Genomic DNA, 20299 nt, shown 5'->3' with positions numbered 1-20299 from the left:
ATAAACCCATTCATGTCTTCCCCCCTGCCCGAAACCTCCTCCAAGCCTGCCGTCACGGCTGATTTGGAGATCAAGGATGCCCAGCTCATCTTCAACCATGTCTGGAAGCAGCTCGAAGCCGACTACGGCCGTGAAAAGCTGCGCTTCCCAAAGGAGCTGATCCTGCTCGGTGGCGCGCCGGGTGCAGGCAAGGGCACTAACACGGACTTCATTCGCCAGGTGCGTGGCATTGATGCGCAGCCCATCGTCGTCAGCGCCCTGCTCGACACACCGGAGGCTCGCGAAATTAAAGCACGCGGCGGTATGGTGGGAGATCGTGAGGTGGTGGGCATCCTCATCCGCAAGCTGCTGGAGCCTGAGCAGCAGAACGGTGCCATCCTTGATGGCTTCCCGCGCACGAAGGTCCAGGTGGAGTGCCTCAAGATGCTCTTCGACAAGATGGTGCGCCTGCGCCGCGATTTCCTCGACACACCTGACGCCGCGCATTTCAAGCAGCCCATCTTCCACATCATGGTGCTCTTCGTCGATGAGGCGGAAAGCATCGCGCGACAGCTCAAACGCGGCCAGGAAGTGCTCGCGCACAACGCGGAGGTGCGCAGTTCCGGCCTTGGCGAGCTTTGGGAAGAGCGCGCCACCGACTTCGATCCCGCGCTGGCGCGAAACCGTTACAAGGTCTTCAAAGAGAAGACCTATGACGCGCTTGTCTCGCTGAAGGAGATCTTCCACTACCACTTCATCAACGCGCAGATGCCGCTGGAGCTGGTGCAGGAGAACATCATCAAGGAGCTCGAATACCAAAGCTCACTGGAGCTCGATCCGCGCACCTTCGACCTGCTGCGCAAGCTGCCGCTTGCCAGCGAGATCATCCGCCACGCCCGTCAAGACCTCGTGCGCCGCCTCGATGCCTACAAGGTCGAGAAGCCGGAGCTGATGGATGCTGTCGTCGAGTTCATCGAATCCAAGATGATGCCCATCATCGTGCGCCACGCCATTTCAGGCCGTGCCGACATCAACTCGGAGAACAAGCTCTTCCATGATGCCGAGGCGCTAGCGATCTTGATCGACATCTTCTCCGAACGCGGCTTCCACGCCACCGCTGACCTCCATCTCATCGAGATCCCCGAGCGTTTCGACCTGCAAACCGGCGAGATCCAGTGCCGGAAGAAAAAGGTCTTCCGCTTCAGCATTCGGTTCAAGGGGTCGGAGATTCGTCGCGGGTAAGATCACGCGGCATCCTTGCTCGTTCAGGCACGCTTTTCAGTCTTGGAGGGCGTTTGCCGGGGCTCATAAGGAAAACGGCAGACCACGCTCACTCCACGGCCGCGCCTGGCTTTGACTTCCAGTGTTCCGCCGATGCATTTAGCCCGGTATTTCATCACGCGCGTGCCGATGCCATGGCCGTTGTCAGTCTTCGATTTCTTCATTCCCATGCCGTCGTCCTCGATTTTGAGCACACATTCATGCTCCCCCTGCCTCAGCAGGGAGAGAGAGATGCTTTTGGGGTGGCCATGCCGGATGGCGTTGTTCGCCGCTTCCTGGGCTATACGATAGATGTGCGTCTCTTTTTCCACGTCGCCGAGGCGAATGGAGGCATCCATCTCAAGCTTGCAGGCGATTCGATGATTGATGCGGATGGTTTCGGCGAGCAGCTTCAAGGCACCATCCAACCCGCGGTTTTGCACGGCCATCGGTGACAGACCGTGAGACATCTGACGGACCTCCAAAATAGCGTCTTGAATGAGTTTCCCGATGCGCTCCGCCTGCGCCCGGCTCCCGCCTTTGAGATCGCTTTCCAGTCCCGCCATGAGCGAGGCGATGCCAGTCATCGTCTGCCCGACCCCATCATGCAGATTGTGTCCGATACGCGCCTGCTCCTGCTCGGAAATGCGCAGGATTTCCTTCTGCAAGTGATGGCGCTCGGTCAGGTCAGTCCCAGTAACGATGATGCGGTCGGCGGTGCCGTCTGGTGCACGAGTAGCGGTGCTGGAAAGCTCAACATGATGCGGCGTGCCGTCCTTACCCCAAAGAATGACCTCCCTGGGCGGGTTTTCCTGCCCCTTCAGCACGCGAACCAGCCGCTCCTTCGAGCGCAAGGCCTCGCCAGCGTCCATGACCCCCACCTCCCAAGGCGTGTGGTTGATCAGTTCCCTCCGTTTGTAACCCAGCATTTTCAGCATGGCATCATTCACATAGATCATGCGCCCGACATGATCGAGCAGGACAATGATGGCGGAGGTGTGGTTGACGAGTGTTTCATTGAAGCTGACTTCCCGCTGGTAGTTTTCCTCGGACTTTTTTCGTTCCGTGATGTCCTCCACGATGGATAGCAGCCTGTCCGGCGAACCATCTTTCGTGGCGATGCGGGTGGCATGCACATACCCCCACGTGATCGAGCCATCGGGGCGGATGTAGCGTTTCTCAATGGTGTGCTCTTTGATCTTCCCGGCCTTCAGCCGCTCATGCAGGCGGAGATTGGCACGCAAATCATCCGGGTGGGTCATTTCAATGAAGCTCCCAGCGAGCATTTCCTCACGCGTTCGGCCGGTGATGTTGCAATACTGCTGGTTCACCTCCAGGAACCGGTCGGTGGCGATGTCAATAATCCCCACCGCCATGGCAGCCTGTTCAAAGACGGCTCTAAAACGCTCCTCGCTCTGTCGCAGTGCCTGCTCGGTTTGCTTGCGAGCAGTGATGTCAGACATCGCCCCCGCAATGAGAAGAGGCTTGCCCACGGCATCACCCTCAGCCTGTCCGCGAATGTGAAACCACCGGTAATCACCGCTTTTCATCCGCAGGCGAACCTCGGCCGAATAGGGAACCAGCCGAGCCAGATTTTCTCGTCGGGCCGCTTCGACGACGGGGAGGTCATCAGGGTGCAAACGCGCGTAAAATCCCTTCTCACGATCGTTGGGAAGCTCGTCGTCAGCGAAACCCAGCAGCTCTTTCCAGCGAGGAGACAAATAGGTCTTGCCTGTCACAATATTCCACTCCCACAGGCCTTCATTGGTGCCTCGAACGGCCCTGGCATAACGCGCCTCGCTCTCCCGCAGAGCAATCTCCGCCTGCTTGCGCTTGGTAATGTCGATATTGAACCCAAAAATGCCTTGGATGACATCCCCGACGCCGAAAGGAGCGATGACATTTTGCATCCAGTGGGTCTGGCCTCCGTGTTGAAACGAAACCTCCTCCACCACCATCTCTCCCGATGCAGCACGCCGGTTGTTTTCGAGCCAGATTTTCAGGTCACTTGCCGGGATGTCAGCGTCCTCGGGTCTTTTGCCCAAAAGGTCTCCCCAGTGCGCTGTGACAGCCTGATTTTGCAGAATGCAAACGCCCGAAAGATCGCGCATCCAAAACTCAAACGGAGCCTTTTCCAAAGCATCCCGCAAAATGTTCGCCTGACGCATCACGGCAGCCTCAGCCTGCTTGCGTACGGTGACGTCGTGGATGCTGCCAAGGAGATGTGTCACCCGCCCCGCCTTGTTGAGATACGGTTTAATAGTTACCACGCCACACCTTCCCCCCATAGAATCGGGTGCGACTTCCTCCCAGCTCACTGCTTCGCATGTGCGAATGGCCTTCTGACAGTTTTTCAGCACTCTTTGACAGGATTCTTCAGGAATCACCTTCGGCACCAGTTTGTCCAAGATTTGGGCTCGCCTGAGTCCTGAAGCATCCAGAAAGGCCTGATTCACCATCTTGAAGCGCAGGCGACCCCGAGGCTCCACCGAAATGCTGCAAAGAATGCAGCCAACATTCTCCACAAAGCACGTCAGATCCAAATCACCTGCCACGGAAAGCTTCCGAGGGAGCCGACGCGCTCTCTTGCCGCTTGGTGATTGGGATTTCATGGTTTATTCGACCGGCGCGGGAACATGAAGCATCCGCACCGCCTGGAAAACGATGATTGAAGCGATCTTTCCCCGATGCCAGATCAAATCAAAGCCCTCAATAACATTTCATGCCTCCCTCCCGCCTCGATTTCCAACTGCAAGCATGCGCCAGCGGCTCGCGGGCACGTGCGGCGACGTTTAGGACGTTGCATGGAGTGATCCAGACGCCGCTGTTCATGCCGGTGGGCACGCAGGCGACGGTGAAGGCGCAGACGCCGGAGTCGCTGGCGGCCTCGGGATCGCAGATTTTGCTGGCGAACACCTACCACCTGCTGCTGCGGCCGGGGCCGGAGGTGTTTGAGAAGATGGGCGGCATTCACCGCTTCATGAAATGGCCTGGCTCGGTGCTCACGGACTCGGGCGGCTACCAGATCTTCTCGCTGCCGCGCTCGCGGTCGATGACGGAGAAGGGCGCGGTGTTTCAAAGCTATGTCGATAACCGCCGCATCCTGCTTAGCCCGGAGTTGAGCATTCAGACGCAGCGCAGCATCGGCAGCGACATCATGATGGTGCTCGACCAATGCATCCCGAGCACCGCCGATGAAAAAACAGCCCGCAAGGCACTGCAAGTCACTCAACGCTGGGCCGCACGCAGCCTCGCAGCACGCGAAGACTCGCCGCAATCGCTCTTCGCTATCGTGCAAGGCGCGTTGTATCCGCAGTTGAGAAAGGAAAGCGCCACCGGACTCGTCGAGATGCCCTTCGACGGCTTCGCGATTGGTGGACTGGCGGTGGGCGAGGAAAAACATCAACGCGAGGATGTGTGCGAGTTCACCGCCGCGCTGCTGCCGGAGGACCGGCCGCGTTATCTCATGGGCGTGGGCATGCCGATCGACCTGCTGGAGGCCGTGCATCGCGGGATGGACATGTTTGACTGCATCATCCCCACGCAGGTGGCGAAACGTGGCACTGCCTTCACTTCGCGAGGCATCGTCGAGTTGCGGCGCAGCGTGTACAAGTTTGCCGATGCGCCGCTCGATGCCGCCTGCACCTGCCCCTTGTGCGCCACGCATTCGCGTGCGTATCTGCATCACCTCACGAAGACGCAGGAGACACTTGGCTGGACGCTCGTTGGGCAGCACAACATCCACTTCTACCACCAGCTCATGTGCGAGATCCGCACGAGCATTCTCGAAGATCGTTTCCTGCCGCTGTATCACGAGAAGCGCGCCATCCTGGCCGAGGAAGACCTGGATCATCCCGTCACACCGCCCAAACGCGGCGCCACGACTTCCTTGAACGAAATCGGCCGCTACGAACTTCACGGTTCTTCCATCCGGGTGCTTGATTCGGATGAAATTGTCCCCACGAGCATCAAAAACGATCTCCCGCTGCTCACGAAGCTCCTGCACGAGAAAACCGATGAGCCGCTCATCGTCTGGGACATCGGCCTCGGTGCAGGAGCAGCCGCGATCTCCGCCATTCTCGCCTACGAGGCCGCAGCACAGAAACAGGCCGTGCGTCCGATGCAAGTCATCAGCATCGCGAATGATCTCGACGCGCTCAAACTGGCCCTCAGCCACAAAAAAATCTTCTCCTGGCTCCGCCACGGCGCGGCTGACACTCTGCTGCATCGCGGTGCCTGGAAATCACGATTCTGCCAAGGATTGAGCTGGTCGCTCGCCAAGGAAGACGAGCCGCCAAAGCCGGATTTGATTTTACGGACACCGATTCCGGAAATGGATCACGATTTGAGCGCTCACGAGTGCCCCAGCGTGGAGTTCGTCAGCTAAAAGTGGTCCGCATAGTCCTCTGTGCGGCGCTCCGCAAACATGATGACTCCCTCGCAATCAAGAACTTCGTTTCTTCGCGGATGGTATTTGAAAAATGCACACCAGGAGACCTCCACGCCCCGCACAGGGGACTGTGCGGACCACTTTGATCCTGATCTTGCGCCTCGGCTCGCCCCCCGCTAGTCATGCGCCCTTATGTCCACCATCGTTGTCACTCAGAAAAACGGCGTCGCCTGCATTGGCGCTGACACGCTTAGTTGTCTTGGCTCACTGCGGCAGAAGGCTCAACATGTCGTGAACAAAACCAAGATCACCAAAATCAGCGACACCTTCATCGGCCTCACGGGCACCTCGGCGAGTTTGGTGGTGATGAACAGTTACTTTGCCAATCCTGAGCGACCGCGTGATTTCTCCTCCTGCGAGGCCATCTTTGAAACGTTCCGCCACGCGCACCACTGGCTGAAGGCCGAGTACTTCATGGCCTCCATGCCTGATAAGGGAGAGGAATACGAGACCACGCAGTTCTACGGCCTCGCCGCCAACCAGCAGGGCATCTTTGCGATCTACTCGTATCGCTCTGCGCAGCAGTTTCACAAGTTCTGGGCCGCAGGTTCGGGCCGCGACTACGCGCTCGGCGCGATGCAGGCCGCGTATGACAAGGCCAAGACCGCCGAGGAAATCGCCCGCGCAGGACTGGAAGCCGCCGCCGAATTCGACAGCGCCACCGCAGCGCCTTTCGAGATCCACAACGTGCCGCTGCTCTCCGCCGAGAAACCCAAAACCAAGCGCAAGAAGTAACCCCTTTTCTCATTCTTCTCTGATCCAACCATGAAGCGTCTCCTCCTTCCTCTTCTCGCTCTCACGTCTGTCTTTGCCGATGGCCCCAAAGACAACCAGGCCGACAACGTGCGCCCAGTGCCACCTCCGGGTGTGGCGGTTCCTGATGCGGACCGGGCACGATTGACTGATGGGTTGACCAAACTGCGTGCCGCGATTGACGAAGCCGCGAAAGCCCAAGCCAAGAACCCGCTGCTGGCCGATTTGCTGCCCGATCTCGAAATTTATCACAAGGCGGTCGATTGGGCGCTGCGTTACAACGAAGTCCACAAGCTCAACGAGCTGAAAAGCGCGGACGAACTCATCGCGGAAGGCTTGCAGCGCGCGGAGCAGTTTAAAACCGGCCAGACGCCGTGGACCAAGCAGAAGGGCCTCGTCGTGCGCGGCTACCGCTCGAAGATCGACGGCTCCGTGCAGCCTTACGGCATGGTGATTCCTGACAGCTACGTCGGTGCCCCTTCCCGCCTCGACATCTGGTGCCATGGACGTGGCGAAACGCTCAGCGAGATGTCCTTCCTCGACCAGCGTCGCAAACAGACCGGCCAGATCGCGCCGAAGAACACGCTCGTGCTGCATCCCTACGGTCGCTATTGCTGCGCGAACAAGTTCGCGGGCGAGATCGACCTGCTCGAAGCCATCGACCACGCGAACAAGTTTTATGCCATCGACGAGGACCGTGTCATCGTGCGCGGCTTCAGCATGGGCGGCGCGGCGGCGTGGCAGTTCGCGGTGAACTATGCGGAGAAATGGTGCGCGGCGAATCCAGGCGCAGGCTTCTCCGAGACGCCGGAGTTCCTCGGCGGCTTCCAGAACGAGGATGTCAGCGGCGCACCGTGGTATCAGCAGAAGCTCTGGCACTGGTACAATGCCACGGACAACGCGCTGAACCTCGAAAACTGCCCCACCGTGGCCTACAGCGGCGAGATCGACAAACAGAAGCAGGCCGCCGATGTGATGGAGCGCACGCTGCGCGGCGAAAACGTCGATCTGCTGCACATCATCGGCCCGCAGACCGGACACAAAATTCATCCTGACTCTCTCATCGAAATCGAGAAACGCCTCGCCAGCATCGCCGCCATCGGACGCACCCGTGCGCCGAACGAGATTCACCTCGCCACCTGGTTCCTGCGCTACAACCGCATGCACTGGGTGGTCGTGGATGCCTTGCAGGAGCACTGGGCTCGCGGCCGCATCCATGCCCGCATCACGGGCCAGTCCGAGGTCACGATCAAGCTGCAAAATATCACCGCCTTCACGCTCGATATGCCTAGCGGCCACTGCCCGCTGTCGTTGTTGTACAAACCCACCGTGATCATCGATGGGCAGATTTTGGAAGTCACCCGCCCCAAACTGGATCGCTCCTGGCGCGTGCATTTCCAGCTCAAGAACAGCAAGTGGGGTCAAACACTCGGCAACGACGAACCTGGCAAGCTTGCAAAGAAACACGGCCTGCAAGGCCCCATCGACGACGCGTTCATGGACAAGTTCTTGTTTGTGAAACCGACTAAACCCGGCTTGAGCGAAAAAGTCGATGCCTGGGCCAAGGCCGAGCTGGAACGCGCCCAGTTTGAGTGGCGTCGTCAGTTCCGCGGTGACGCACCAACCAAGGATGACGCCACGATCAGCGACGCCGACATCGCCGCGAACAACCTCGTACTGTGGGGTGACCCGCAGAGCAATGCGATCCTCGCCAAGATCGCCGACAAGCTGCCCATTCAGTGGTCCAAGGACAAACTCGTCGCGAATGGCAAGACTTACGATGCCACGACCAACGTGCCCGTGCTAATCTACCCGAACCCGCTCAACCCAGCGAAGTATGTCGTGATCAACAGCAGCTTCACCTACCGCGAGTATGATTACCTCAACAATGCCCGCCAGGTGGCGAAGCTGCCTGACTGGGCGGTTATCGATCTCTCCAAGCCAAAGACCAGCCAGGCTCCAGGCGGTGTCGCGGACGCAGGCTTCTTCGGCGAGAGCTGGGAATGGAAACCCGCACCTGCCCAGAACTGAGCCATGCAACGTTTGCTCGCCGTTTTTGTCCTCCTGGGGCTGATCCCGTGCGCCAGCGCTCAATCTCCCAAGATTGAAACAGCGCTCACGAACAGCCTGGAGATGCCCTTTGTGCGTGTGGCGAGCATCAACGCGCTGGTGTGCCGCCACGAGACACGGGTGAAGGATTACCAGGCCTTTGTCACGGCGAACGCCCTTGAATGGAAGAAGCCTGACTTTCCGCAGGCCCCCGATCATCCCGCTGTGAACGTGAGCATGCAGGACGCCGAAGCGTTCTGCGAGTGGCTGGGAAAAAAAGAAGGCCGCAAGTATCGCCTGCCCACCGACCAGGAGTGGAGCCTGCTGGCCGGTTTGAAGGAAAAGCCGGACGTTTTTCCCACGCAGCAGCCCCCAAGCACGGGACACTTTCATTGGGGCACACGCCCGCTGGCCAAGGATGTCGGCAATTTCTGCGACGAGGCTTTTGGCCGCAAGTATCGCGGCAGCTACGATGCGAAGTGGCTCGAAATCGACGATGGCTATTCCGACACCGCGCCAGTGGGCAGCTATCCGGCGGATGCCAACGGCCTTTTCGACTTCGCAGGCAATGTCTGGGAGTGGGTACAAGGCTGGTATGACCCGCCGAAGAACACCCTGCGCATCGTGCGCGGCGGTGCCTTCCGCACCGGTGGCGAAAAACGCCTGCTAGCCTCGTTTCGAGGCCCCGATCCCTACAACATCCGTCTCGACAGCGTCGGCTTCCGCATCATATGCGAGAAGGAGTAAGCTGATCAGCGGCTCAGCTCCAGCATGCGCAAAATCGGCTTCTCGGCACGCTGGCGCAGATCCTCAGGCATCTCGACACGCGGCGAGAGATCGCGCAGGCAGTCGTGGAGCTTTTGCAGCGTGTTCAGCTTCATGTAGCGGCAGTCGGCGCAGGCGCAGTGGCCGGTGGGGCCGGGAATGAAAGTCTTGCCCGGCACCTCGCGCTCCAGGCGGTGCAGCATGCCGCTTTCAGTGACGATGATGAAGGCGCTGGCCGGGCTATTGCGGCAATAGCCAACCATTTTTTCCGTGCTGCAAACCTCATCGGCCAGCATGCGCACCGCGTAGGTGCATTCGGGATGCGCGACAACCTTGGCGTCCGGGTATTCGTCTTTGATCTTTTGAATGCTGTCGCGGGTGAACTCGACGTGGACGTAGCACGCGCCTTTCCATAGGTCCATCTTGCGCCCCGTGCGCTCCATGACCCACGAGCCGAGGTTCTGATCCGGCACGAAGAGAATCGGGCGGTCCTTCGGCGCCGCCTCGACGATCTTGTCGGCGTTGCCGCTGGTGCAGATGCAGTCACTCAGCGCCTTCACATGGCCGCTGCAATTGATGTAGGCGATGACGTAGTAGTTCTTGGCCGCGTTCGCCTTCAAAAATGCCTCAAGCTGTGGCCCGGGGCAGCTTTGTTCCAGCGAGCAACCGGCATTGGCATCTGGGAGCACGACGATCTTGCCCGGATTCACGATCTTGGCCGTCTCCGCCATGAAATGCACGCCGCAGAAGACGATCACGTCCGCTTCGGTCTCCTTCGCTTTGTAGGCGAGGCCGAGGGAGTCGCCCACATAATCGGCGATCTCCTGAATGGCTTTGTCCTGGTAATTGTGGGCCAGGATCACGGCGTTGCGTTCCTGTTTCAGGCGCTTGATTTCTTCGATGAGGCTGGGGGCGGCAGTGGCGACCATGGTAAAGGAGTAAAACAGACGGGAGCGGAAGCAAGAGAAGCGGTCAAGGAGTCAAGAATTGGTCAAGAGGTCAAGCCTTGGCGAAGGTGAAATCATTCGTGTTGATGCGCTTCGCTTCCCTTCGGGCTGCCTGCGGCAGTCTGTCTCGCTTCTCTCGGCTCGACATTCCGCATTCGGCATTCCACATTCCTCGTGTGACCCAAAAACAGCCCCATCCCCTGCTCGACCTCGCGCTCACTGTCATTCTGCCCTCTATCGCGCTCGAAAAGCTCAGCGCGCCAGATCGACTCGGCCCGGCCTGGGCGCTGGTGGTGGCGCTGCTGCTACCGCTGGGCTTTGGTATCTGGTGCTTCATGAACAAGCGCGGGCTGAACTTCTTTTCCGTGCTCGGTTTGATCGCCGTCATCGTCACCGGCGGTCTGGGCCTGCTCCAGCTCAACGCGACGTGGTTTGCGGCCAAGGAGGCCATGTTTCCCATTTTCCTCGGCATCGCCTTCCCCCTGAGCCATCGTTGGGGCAAACCGCTCATCAATGAGATGCTGCTCAATCCGCAGGTCATCAACCAACCCGCGCTGCATCAGGCGCTGGACACGCCAGAGAAGCATCACAGCTTCGCCGCGCTGCTCAGACGTGCCTCCTGGGGCATGGCGGGTACGATGCTGTTCTCCGCCATCGCAAATTTCATCCTCGCGCTCTACCTGCTGGGCGACAAAGCGCCCGGCAGCCAGGAATACACCAAGGCCATCGGCCGCCTAAACTGGAGCGGATTCCTGGTCATCGGCATCCCGCTCATGGGTGTCACCCTGGCGCTGCTACTCTGGCTGCTACGCTCCATCACCCGCCTCACCGGCCTGGAGCGCGACGACCTCATGAATCAGGGCACCACCGTGCGGCGGGAAGTGGCCAACAAATGACCTTTGCAAAGCCACCAAAAACCGTTTGCCGAACCGGCACAGGTCATTTATACACTGCGCCCCGGAATCGCGCGATTAGCTCAGTGGTAGAGCATTACCTTGACATGGTAGGGGTCACAGGTTCGAACCCTGTATCGCGCACCATTTCCGATTGAAGATCATCTAAAAATGTCATGAGCTTCATGGACCGCTTTACTAGCAGCCTCAAACAGAGGCTCTTGGTCCTGTTGATTGTCGGCCCGCTGATAGCACTGATATACTATTTCTTTGGGGATGCTGGCATGGACAAATTCAAAACTATTTTTGAGAGATTGGCGGTCGCATTGCTGATCCTCGTCTTTGTTTACATGTTCTGGCTCATGTGGGGTGATCGCAAATCGAAAGCCAGAGCATCCGTTTGGAAACAAAGAATTTCATCGGTTGCCGACAGCACTGACGAACCGTACGAAGATGAAACTTTGGACGATTTTTGTGAGTTCACCAATCAAACAGAACTCGTTAGAACCCTCGAGCTTTTGGAACAGATGCCCAAAGGACAACGGCACCTCAAACACGCTTACGCAGAGGTTTTGAAGAAATATGGCGGGCCGAGTTGATGCTACTCAAGCGAGAATTTCGCTCACTACCCTAGCCAGCGGATTTTCCACTAGTGTCAGCGGAACCGTTGGATGATCAGGAGTGCATCCCAGCCCTGGCGATCTTTTCGCAGTTTTGGACATCGAGCTTGCCGGAGGCGAGGATGGGGATGTCGGCGACGCGGATCATCTTTTTTGGAATCCAGAGCGGGGGCATGCCTTTGTCGAGCAGACGGTAGCGAAGATCAAGGATCTCCTGGTGCTCAGGACCACCGGGGACGCTGGTGAGGAGAATGAGCGCCTCGCCTTTGTCAGGGTCGGGAACACCGACGACGGCGATCTTGCGGGTTGATTCGTTTTCGAGGCCGAGGGCTTTGACGAGCGCATCTTCGACAGTCTCATGCGGGACCATCTCACCGGCAATCTTGGAGAAGCGACTGAGGCGGCCCTCAATGTAGAGGAAGCCGTCGAGATCGAGGCGGCCTATGTCGCCAGTGCGGAACCAGCCATCCTGGAGGACATCGGCGGTGCGTTTGGGGTCGTTGAGGTAGCCTTCGAAGATGTTGGAACCTTTGAACCAGATCATGCCGCTTTGATGCAGCGGCTGAGGCTTGCCGGTTTCGGGATGGGTGATGCGAAGGGCCATGCCGGGCAAGGTGTGACCGACGGAACCCTGACGGTGGCTGGGCAACCAGACATAACCATTTTCTTCGGGGCCGATGGGATCGGGATCGGGCAGGTTGACGTTCGAAACGGGCGAGGTCTCAGTGAGGCCGTAACCTTCGAGCACACGTTTGCCGAAGCGTGTCTCGAAGGCGTCGGAGACGACACGGGGGAGCTTTTCAGCGCCGGTGACGCAGAATTTGATGGAGTTGAGAGCCTCGCGGTTCACGCCACGAAGGTAGCCACGCAGGAACGTGGGCGTGGCGATCATGAGGGTGACGCGGTATTTTTCGATGAGCTCAGCAAGCTTCTTCACCTCCAGCGGTGAGGGGTAGCTGACGAGATGGAGGCCGTAGATGATGGGATACCAGAGAGTGACCGTGCAGCCAAAGCTATGGAAGAGCGGCAGGCAGCCGAGGATGCTGTCCGTGCTTTTCAAGCCCAGACGGCTGCCAAACTGCATGACGTTGCCGATGAGATTGCGATGGGAGAGGACGACGCCTTTGGGTTCCCCGGAGCTTCCGCTGGTGAAGAGCAAGAGGGCTTCTTCGCGCCCACCTTTCTTGGCGATGCCGAGCAAGGCGGCAAGTAGGGCGGCGGGCAACACTTTGCTGATGAGCAGCCACTTTGCGATGCTGAGCTTCATCTTCGGCAACAGACGCTCGATGAGGATGAGCTGCTTGCTCGGCGGCCAGGGGAAGCTCTGCATCTTGCGCACGAAAATGTCGGCGGTGAGGAAGCGGTCGATGTCCCCCTGGCGGATGGCGCTGTCGATGGCCGCACGGCCTGCGGTGAAGTTGAGGTTCACGGGGATCTTGCCGGCCAGGACGACGGCGACATTGCACATCAGGCCGCCGATGCCGGGAGGAAGGATGATGCCGACGCGCTTCTTTTTGGTCTCACGCTTCACGACCTGGGCGAGAGCAATGGCGGTGGCGAAAACCTTGTCGTAGCCAAGCATTTTGTCGTCCTTGCCATCGACGATGCTGTTGCTCGTGCCGTGTTTTTTAAAGCCTTGAATGAGGGCATAACCAAGACTCAGGTCGAGCGCGGGACAGTGCTCGCTCAGACTCTGCTCGGAGAGGGCGAGAAGGCTCTCCTGGTAGGTGGCGAGGTTGATGTCCGGCCCTTGGAGGAGTTTGCCAAAGTTGAAGATGACCTCGGCATCGCTGTAACGGCGTTCGATTGGCAGGGCGGTGTCCTGGCGACGGTGGACGTGCAGTGGGAGGACGGGAATCTCGGCCTTGAGCAGAAACTCCAGTTTCGTGCCGGGAACGCAGGTAAGCGGGGAGGTCATGGCCGCAGCCTCCGCCGGGAGGTAGATGATGACCCCCTGCCCTTTCGCCGCCTGTGCGACAGCCTTGCGGTACATGTCCGGCGTGGTCTCGCCGGGAGCGATGACCATGGCATGCACGCTGTCCTTTTCCAAGTGAACCTTCAACAGCGGATGCAGCGCGGCTCCTTGCTCGATGAGATACACGATCTCACGCCCTTCGAGCAAGAGTTCCAGGCGCAGAAGATCAAAGTAACCGAGCTGGCCGGGCAGGATCATGAACCCGCCGCCTGAGGGTAGGTTTTCTTTGCCAACGAGGGTGAGGTCTTTGAGCGTGACGGGCTTTTCTGCGGCCATATTTTCAACTAAGCGGCTGCATCCCCGCTTTTCCAGCACTATTAAAAACCACCGTGTGAGGAGGAGAGAGCAGACCGCGCTTGTCCAGCGTGTGATTCCGAGGCATGAAATGCCGACCATGCGCTCTTCTGCCCCGCGTTCCCCCCGCCGCGATTCCTCCTCTCCCAGCACCACGCCGCCGCCCGGCAGTGAGGACTGGCTGCGCCCATGGGCGCAGATGAAGTACTTTTCCTTCAACCCGGCAGTGTATCCCAACATGATCCGCGCCGTTTCCCCGGACGCCGGTCCAGGTGACTTGGTCCATGTCTATGACAAGGAGGGGCAGATCTTCGGCAGCGGATTCTTCAATCCCCAGGCCCATGTGCCCCTGCGCGTGCTCCAGCACGGCGAGTCGGTGCTCACCGAGGACGCGCTGGACGCACGACTCGACGCAGCGCTCGATCTGCGCCTCAAAACTCTGCGCCTCAATGAAACTACCGAGGCCTGGCGCGCCGTGCATTCGGATGGCGACGGACTCAGCGGCCTCGTGGTGGATCGATATGCGGATGTCTTGTCCATCGAGGTCACGACACTCGGTGTGTGGCGGCGACTGCGCCGCTGGCTGCCGAAACTGCACGAAGCGCTGGGCACCAAGCAGCATGTCATCCAGGTCGATCCCGACATCGCCCGCATCGAGGCCATGCGCTGGGCGGATGTGCCGGAGGCAGACGCGCCCGCTCCGCGTGGTGTGCGTGCGCGTGAGAACGGCGTACGTTATCAAGTCAGCTTTGAGGACGGTCACAAAACGGGCTTCTTCTGTGATCAGCGGGACAACCGATTGAAGTTCGCCCGCCTCGCCCAAGGACGCGTGCTTGACTTGTGCAGCTACACCGGCGGCTTCGCCCTCAGCGCCAAGGTGCTCGGTGGCTGTGAGGATGTGACCGGCGTGGATCTCGATGAAAAAGCCATCGCCCAGGCCAAGAAGAACGCGGATTTGAACCAGGTGCGCATCGACTGGGTGCATGCGGACACCTTCACCTGGGGGCGCCAGATGCAGCAGAATGGCGCACTTTGGGACACGGTGGTGCTCGACCCGCCTAAGCTCATCTTTTCCCGCGACCCCGAAGAAGGCCAACTCGGACGCAATAAGTACTACGACATGAACGCCGTCGCCCTCGGACTGCTGAAGCGCGGCGGGCTGTTCGTCACCTGTTCCTGCTCGGGCTTGCTCGATGTGGCCGAGTTCGAGGACATCGTCATGCGCGCCGCGCACCGCAACAAACGCCGCCTGCAAATCTTGGACCGAACCGGAGCCGGAGCGGACCATCCGGTGATGTCGAACTGCCCAGAAGGACGCTATCTGAAAGTGCTATGGTGCCTGGCCTGGTAAAAACAAGGCGCTCTTGCCGCAAGGTTTCCTTTGCTCAAACCCCGCCACCGTCTAATCTGCCCGTCCCATGAATCCAGAGGTGCAAAACATCGTGGCCGCAGGCAAGCTCCCGGCTGCAGACGGCGAAAAACTTTCCAAACTTGAACCAGGTGTCTTCTGCCTGCACAAAAGCTGGGGAGTCGGCAGGATCGCTTCCTGGGATCTGCTGGGTGACCGCGTGCTGATCGACTTCGAGGGCAAGCCGGCGCATCCGATGAAGATTTCCTTCGCGGTCAGCTCGCTGGAGATCATTCCTTCCGATCATATCCTCGCCCGCCGTCACTCTGACCTCGACGCCCTCAAGGCCATGGCCAAAGACAACGCTCCGGCGCTCGTCGAACTGGCGCTCAAGAGCAGCGGCGGCACCCTGCATCTCGACGGCCTCGAAAAGCTGCTCAAAGGCGCGATCGTGCCCGATGCCGATTACAAAAAGTGGTGGGAAGGTGCCAAGCGCGCGCTCAAAACGCACCGTCATGTCGTCGTGCCCGCCAAACGCACTGAAAACCTGGTCCTGCGTGATCAGGCCGAGAGCGCTGGTGATCAAATGGTCAAATCCTTCGTCGCCGCGCGTGATTTGAAGGGCAAGCTCGCCGCGCTCGCCAGCATTCAGAAGGATCTGGACCTTTTCAGCGACCCAAAGACCGAGTTGATCCCCGTACTCCAGGACATCTCTGATTCTGCGCGCAAGGGCATCAAACTCAACCTCAAGGAGTGTCTGCAACTGCTCCTCGCCCGTGATGAACTTGTCGAAACACTCGGCACCACCGCGCCAATGGGTTCGATGAAAGTCTCCGACCTCGTCTGCGAGACCAAGGAAGTGCTGGCTGACGCTCTCAAGACGCTTTCCTCCGCGATGCTGGGCCGGGTTTACCGCGCCTTCCCCGACGCCTTCCCGAATCGCGGCTGGGTCACGGAAATTCTCCATCATCTCACCAAAACCGGTGGTCGCGCCGTGGCTGAGATCGCCACCGTGCTGGATGCCAACGATGAGCTCGATGTGCTGGCCGAAACGCTGAAGAAATCCCTGCGCAATCGCCTGCTTTCTGCTGATCTTCTCATCTGGATGACCCGCGAACGCAAAGGCCTCGCCGAATCCGTCTTCGATATTGACCTCGGCCACGCGATCCTCGGTGTCATCGAGAACGACCACATGGAAGGTGGCCCCAAACGCACCGGACGCCTCCAAGACCTGCTTTCCGACGATCGCACCTTACTCGGCGAGATGGTTGCCGAGGCCGAAGACGCGGACGTGCGTCTGCTCGCCAAGCGTATTCTCAACAGTTCTTCCTATGATGAACTGACCCGCCGCTCCCTCATGGCGCGCATCATCAAAGCCCGTCCTGAAATGGAGGCCATGATGGCCGAAAACGCCGGACCGCAGAAAGAAGACTCCCTCATTGTCTCCTGGGAAAGCCTGGAGAAGAAAAAGAAGGAACTGGAAGACCTCGTCAACGTCAAGATCCCCGACAACAAGCGCGAAATCCAAATCGCCCGTGCCGAGGGAGATCTGCGTGAAAACGGCGGTTACAAGGCCGCCCGTGACCACCAGGCCGTGCTGCTGCGCATGCAAGGCAAGTACGAACGTGAGTTGCGCAACGCCCGCGGCACCGATTTCGCCAACGTTCCCACCGACAAGGTGGGCATCGGCACCGTGGTCGATGTGGAGGACATTCCCTCCGGCGAGAAGGAGACCTTCACGATTCTCGGCGCCTGGGATGGAGACCTGGAAAAGAACATCATCAGCTACCTCTCCGAATCCGCCAAAGCCCTTATCGGCAAGGCGGCAGGCGAGGAGACGGATCTGCCAACCGACACCCTTCATGGCCTCCGCCGGGTGAAAATCAACGCGATCCGGGCCTTCATTGCCTGAGCACACAGTTCTTTATCGGGAAAAGATGAATGTTTTTCACCCTGACAGGTCGGAAGCGTGAGTGATTATCAAACGCGCTGGAATTAGTTGGATCTGCAAGGTCACCATTCCTGTGTAGTATAACTCTTCTCCAACCACTTTTCCTATCCGACCACGTCTTATCATGCGCCAGCCCCCATCGCGTGCCCATTGCTTGAATCCCTTCTCATCTATTGTCATCCTGCTGGTTGGTTTGATCTACAGCACAGTGCTGGTCTTGCCATCTGAAGGTCAAATCACCAGTGCCGAAAACCTCGGCATCATTTTAGGCGGCACCAAGACTTCGACACCAACCTCACCGACTTCACCGACCGGGGACACAAGTCAGAAATCCGTCTTTGAAGCCACCCCTGGCCCATGGGGACGGCTGCAATGCGCTTACGTCTATTTGGAAGCACCTAAAAGCTTGATTGAGGGGTTTCCGCTGCCGAGTCCAACGCCGCGCTGGACCTTTCCAATCGCCATGCTCCCACAGCTTCCGGCTTTGTTTGCCCGCGCTGGATTATCGCAGGCTTTGATCGATAGCATCTTACAGCCGCAAAAAATTGTCAAAGATGACAACCTCGTTCATGTGCTCCCACCACTCCAAGAACTGGAGAATCTTTCTCCTGAGAGCCGTGCGATCATTTATACCGAATTGGCAAATTACCCGGAAAATGAGTACCATGTCGATCCCGTGCTCATCATCGGCACATCAGTGGATGAGTGGTACCGAGGCAGCAAACTGCGTCCCGAACTCATCCAAAAAATCAAGCAACTCAGCTACATGCGCGGCGAGACCATCGCGTTCAGCGACATCCCCGCCCTGCTCAACTATGCACAGTCAGATTCCGAGGCGCGTAATATTTTCAAGGCCTGCACCCGCACCCGCAACCTGATGATCCGCCTCATGCTGGACAAAACCGCCAATGCGGATGAGCTCATCAAATACTGGTCGTTCGGGGTCGGCATCCGCCGCAAGGATCTTGAGCCTCTGATTCAGTCCATCATCGAGCTCGATGGCGTCGATGACCTGGGCATCTCCCACCTGCTGCCTGCCCTCGCTCGAAAGCTGCTGTACACCTACCCTGGCCTGGACATGGCCAAGCATGGTGTCATGCCAGACTGCCACTGGACTTCGCTCAACTTCTTCAACTTCGAGCCGCATGAATACCTGCTCGACGCCCGGCTGGCCACCAGTCAGGTGCTGGAAAACTTCATTCCCGTGGAGCCGCCCTATATTTTCGGCGATGTGCTATTCTTCCTCGACAACACGACGGGGGACGCCTTCCACTCCTGCGTCCATTTGGCTGACAACATGGTCTATACCAAAAACGGGCGCAACATCCTCTCCCCCTGGGTGATCATGCGCCTGGAGGATGTGAAAAAAATTTATCTCTACAAGGGCAACGGCCGCGTCCAGGGCTTCCGCCGCAAGGACATCGCGGCGGAAAAGACCGCGCAGAAAGGCGAGTGACACAAGAAAGCAATGTGCGACGGGGTTTTGGCGTTATGCTCGCCCAACCATGAGCACACGCCGCCACTTTCTGCACACCGTCCTCGGCGCCAGCGCCGCCTCCGCCTTCGCCGCTGACGCCAAACTTACTTACAAGGGCGAGAACATCCAGTTCGGCCTCGTCACTTACCAATGGGGCAAGGACTGGGATCTGCCCACGCTCATCAAGAACTGCGAGACCGCCAAGGTGCTGGGCGTGGAACTGCGCATCGAGCATGCGCACAAAGTCGATGTCTCGCTCACGCCCGAGCAGCGCAAGGAAGTGCGGAGCCGCTTCGAAGACTCCCCCGTCGATGTCCTCGGCATGGGCACCAATTTCGAGTTTCACTCGCCTGACGAAGCGGTGCTGAAGCAAAACATCGAAGGTGCCAAGGCCTTCATCAAGCTCAGCCACGACATCGGCGGCACTGGCGTGAAGGTGAAGCCCAACGCGCTGCCGAAGGACGTGCCCGTCGAAAAGACCCTGGTGCAGATCGGCAAGGCGCTCGCCGAACTCGGTGATCACGCCATCGGCTTCGGCCAGGAAATCCGCCTCGAAGTGCATGGCAAAGATTCGTCTGAGCTGCCGCACATCAAAACCATCATGGACGCCGCCGACCGCGACAACGTGCGCGTCTGCTGGAATTCCAACGACACCGACCTCATCGGCGCCGGCCTGGAAGCCAACTTCGCCCTCGTTAAAGAGCGCCTCGGCCACACCGTCCACATTCGCGGCGTCAATCTCAGCACCTACCCGCTCGACAAGCTCGCCAAACTGCTCGTCGAGATCGACTATGAAGGCCATGTCTGCCTCGAAGCCCACAAAATGCCCGATGGCGATCCCGTGGCCGCGCTCGCCGAGCAGCGTGAGTTGTTCATGCAGCTCGTCACGGCGGCACGGCTGGCGGTGAAGGACTGAGACTTGGCGGAACCGTCAAGCCGTCAAAGGTCAAGCCGTCAAGCACACGCGACGCTTGACCTCTTTGACCCTCTTGACCACTTGACCTCACCCTCATGACTTCCCACTTCCTCCAATTCGATCATACCGGCAGTCCCGCCGCGGTGCTGCAGCTTCATGAACGTGCGCTGACTCCGCTCTCCGGCCACGAAGTCCGCGTGCGCATGCGCTACGCGCCCGTGAACCCGGCGGACCTCAATTTCATCGAAGGCACCTATGGCCGTGCCGCGCATCCGCCCTGCATCCCCGGCCACGAAGGCTGCGGCGAGGTCGAGGAGGTCGGCGAAGCCGTCGTCTCGCTGGCCAAAGGCGATGTCGTCATCCCGCTGCTCGGCACCGGTTGCTGGACGCAGCATCTCACCGCCCCGGAGCATCATTTCGCCAAACTGCCGCCGCAGATCGACCAGGTGCAGGCCAGCATGCTGCGCATCAATCCCGTCACCGCCTGGGCCTTGCTCAAGCATTACACCGACCTCGAACCCGGCTCCTGGGTGGCGCAAAACGCCGCCAATTCCGGAGTGGGCCGCGCCTTGATCCAGCTCGCTCACCACTTCGGCCTGCGCACGCTCAATTTCGTGCGCCG

Annotated in this window: 15 protein-coding genes and 1 tRNA gene; 13 read left to right on the top strand and 3 right to left on the bottom strand. The window is 59.2% G+C overall.

The features are described from left to right. Positions 1-12: 12 nt before the first annotated feature. Positions 13-1221: a nucleoside monophosphate kinase gene (locus tag ACILSI_RS12220; protein WP_395722163.1), complete on the top strand. Its 1209-nt coding sequence runs from the start codon at positions 13-15 to the stop codon at positions 1219-1221. Between the two features lie 23 nt (positions 1222-1244). Here ACILSI_RS12220 and ACILSI_RS12215 read toward each other — a convergent pair whose 3' ends face one another. Then, the gene (locus tag ACILSI_RS12215) at positions 1245-3698 is read right to left on the bottom strand and encodes a PAS domain S-box protein (RefSeq protein WP_395722162.1); all 2454 of its coding nucleotides are present in this window, start codon (positions 3696-3698) and stop codon (positions 1245-1247) included. A gap of 263 nt (positions 3699-3961) precedes the next feature. On the opposite strand from ACILSI_RS12215, the gene tgt reads away from it, so the two are divergent. From tgt to ACILSI_RS12195, 4 genes are all read left to right on the top strand, one after another. Continuing rightward, positions 3962-5626 (top strand): tRNA guanosine(34) transglycosylase Tgt, encoded by a 1665-nt coding sequence (gene tgt, locus ACILSI_RS12210; protein ID WP_395722161.1) that lies wholly within the window; start codon positions 3962-3964, stop codon positions 5624-5626. Positions 5627-5821: 195 nt separating this feature from the next. Further along, positions 5822-6424: an MFS transporter gene (locus tag ACILSI_RS12205; protein WP_395722160.1), complete on the top strand. Its 603-nt coding sequence runs from the start codon at positions 5822-5824 to the stop codon at positions 6422-6424. A gap of 30 nt (positions 6425-6454) precedes the next feature. Next, on the top strand, positions 6455-8473 hold the full coding sequence (locus tag ACILSI_RS12200; RefSeq protein ID WP_395722159.1) for a prolyl oligopeptidase family serine peptidase: 2019 nt from the start codon (positions 6455-6457) through the stop codon (positions 8471-8473). 3 nt (positions 8474-8476) lie between these two features. Continuing rightward, positions 8477-9238: a formylglycine-generating enzyme family protein gene (locus tag ACILSI_RS12195; protein ID WP_395722158.1), complete on the top strand. Its 762-nt coding sequence runs from the start codon at positions 8477-8479 to the stop codon at positions 9236-9238. A 5-nt stretch (positions 9239-9243) separates the two neighbouring features. On the opposite strand, the gene nadA is transcribed toward ACILSI_RS12195, so the two are convergent. Continuing rightward, the gene (gene nadA / locus ACILSI_RS12190) at positions 9244-10185 is read right to left on the bottom strand and encodes a quinolinate synthase NadA (RefSeq protein WP_395722157.1); all 942 of its coding nucleotides are present in this window, start codon (positions 10183-10185) and stop codon (positions 9244-9246) included. A 194-nt stretch (positions 10186-10379) separates the two neighbouring features. Here nadA and ACILSI_RS12185 point away from each other — a divergent pair, with 194 nt between their 5' ends. The 3 genes from ACILSI_RS12185 to ACILSI_RS12175 all read left to right on the top strand — a co-directional run bounded on the left by ACILSI_RS12185 (position 10380) and on the right by ACILSI_RS12175 (position 11695). Continuing rightward, positions 10380-11099: a VC0807 family protein gene (locus ACILSI_RS12185; RefSeq protein WP_395722156.1), complete on the top strand. Its 720-nt coding sequence runs from the start codon at positions 10380-10382 to the stop codon at positions 11097-11099. A gap of 69 nt (positions 11100-11168) precedes the next feature. Next, positions 11169-11243: transfer RNA gene (locus ACILSI_RS12180), tRNA-Val, on the top strand. A gap of 38 nt (positions 11244-11281) precedes the next feature. Next, positions 11282-11695 carry a hypothetical protein gene (locus tag ACILSI_RS12175; protein WP_395722155.1) on the top strand — a complete coding sequence of 138 codons (414 nt, stop codon included), beginning with the start codon at positions 11282-11284 and terminating at the stop codon, positions 11693-11695. A 76-nt stretch (positions 11696-11771) separates the two neighbouring features. Here ACILSI_RS12175 and ACILSI_RS12170 read toward each other — a convergent pair whose 3' ends face one another. Further along, a complete protein-coding gene (locus tag ACILSI_RS12170) occupies positions 11772-13967 on the bottom strand; it encodes an AMP-binding protein (protein ID WP_395722154.1) in 2196 nt (731 codons plus the stop codon). A 118-nt stretch (positions 13968-14085) separates the two neighbouring features. Here ACILSI_RS12170 and ACILSI_RS12165 point away from each other — a divergent pair, with 118 nt between their 5' ends. From ACILSI_RS12165 to ACILSI_RS12145, 5 genes are all read left to right on the top strand, one after another. Next, positions 14086-15336 carry a class I SAM-dependent rRNA methyltransferase gene (locus tag ACILSI_RS12165; protein ID WP_395722153.1) on the top strand — a complete coding sequence of 417 codons (1251 nt, stop codon included), beginning with the start codon at positions 14086-14088 and terminating at the stop codon, positions 15334-15336. 67 nt (positions 15337-15403) lie between these two features. Continuing rightward, positions 15404-17245: a GreA/GreB family elongation factor gene (locus ACILSI_RS12160; protein WP_395722152.1), complete on the top strand. Its 1842-nt coding sequence runs from the start codon at positions 15404-15406 to the stop codon at positions 17243-17245. A gap of 502 nt (positions 17246-17747) precedes the next feature. Beyond that, complete coding sequence (locus ACILSI_RS12155) at positions 17748-18740, top strand: hypothetical protein (protein ID WP_395722151.1); 993 nt, start codon at positions 17748-17750, stop codon at positions 18738-18740. A gap of 49 nt (positions 18741-18789) precedes the next feature. Continuing rightward, entirely contained in the window at positions 18790-19677 is an 888-nt protein-coding gene (locus ACILSI_RS12150) for a sugar phosphate isomerase/epimerase family protein (protein ID WP_395722150.1), read from the top strand. 95 nt (positions 19678-19772) lie between these two features. After that, positions 19773-20299 (top strand): alcohol dehydrogenase catalytic domain-containing protein (locus tag ACILSI_RS12145; protein ID WP_395722149.1); only part of this gene is annotated, 527 nt, incomplete at its 3' end.

This window comes from Prosthecobacter sp. (genome assembly GCF_044232965.1).
Lineage (GTDB): Bacteria > Verrucomicrobiota > Verrucomicrobiia > Verrucomicrobiales > Verrucomicrobiaceae > Prosthecobacter.
Note: the sequence above shows the minus strand (reverse complement) of the source record. Positions and strands in the feature narration are given on the sequence as shown.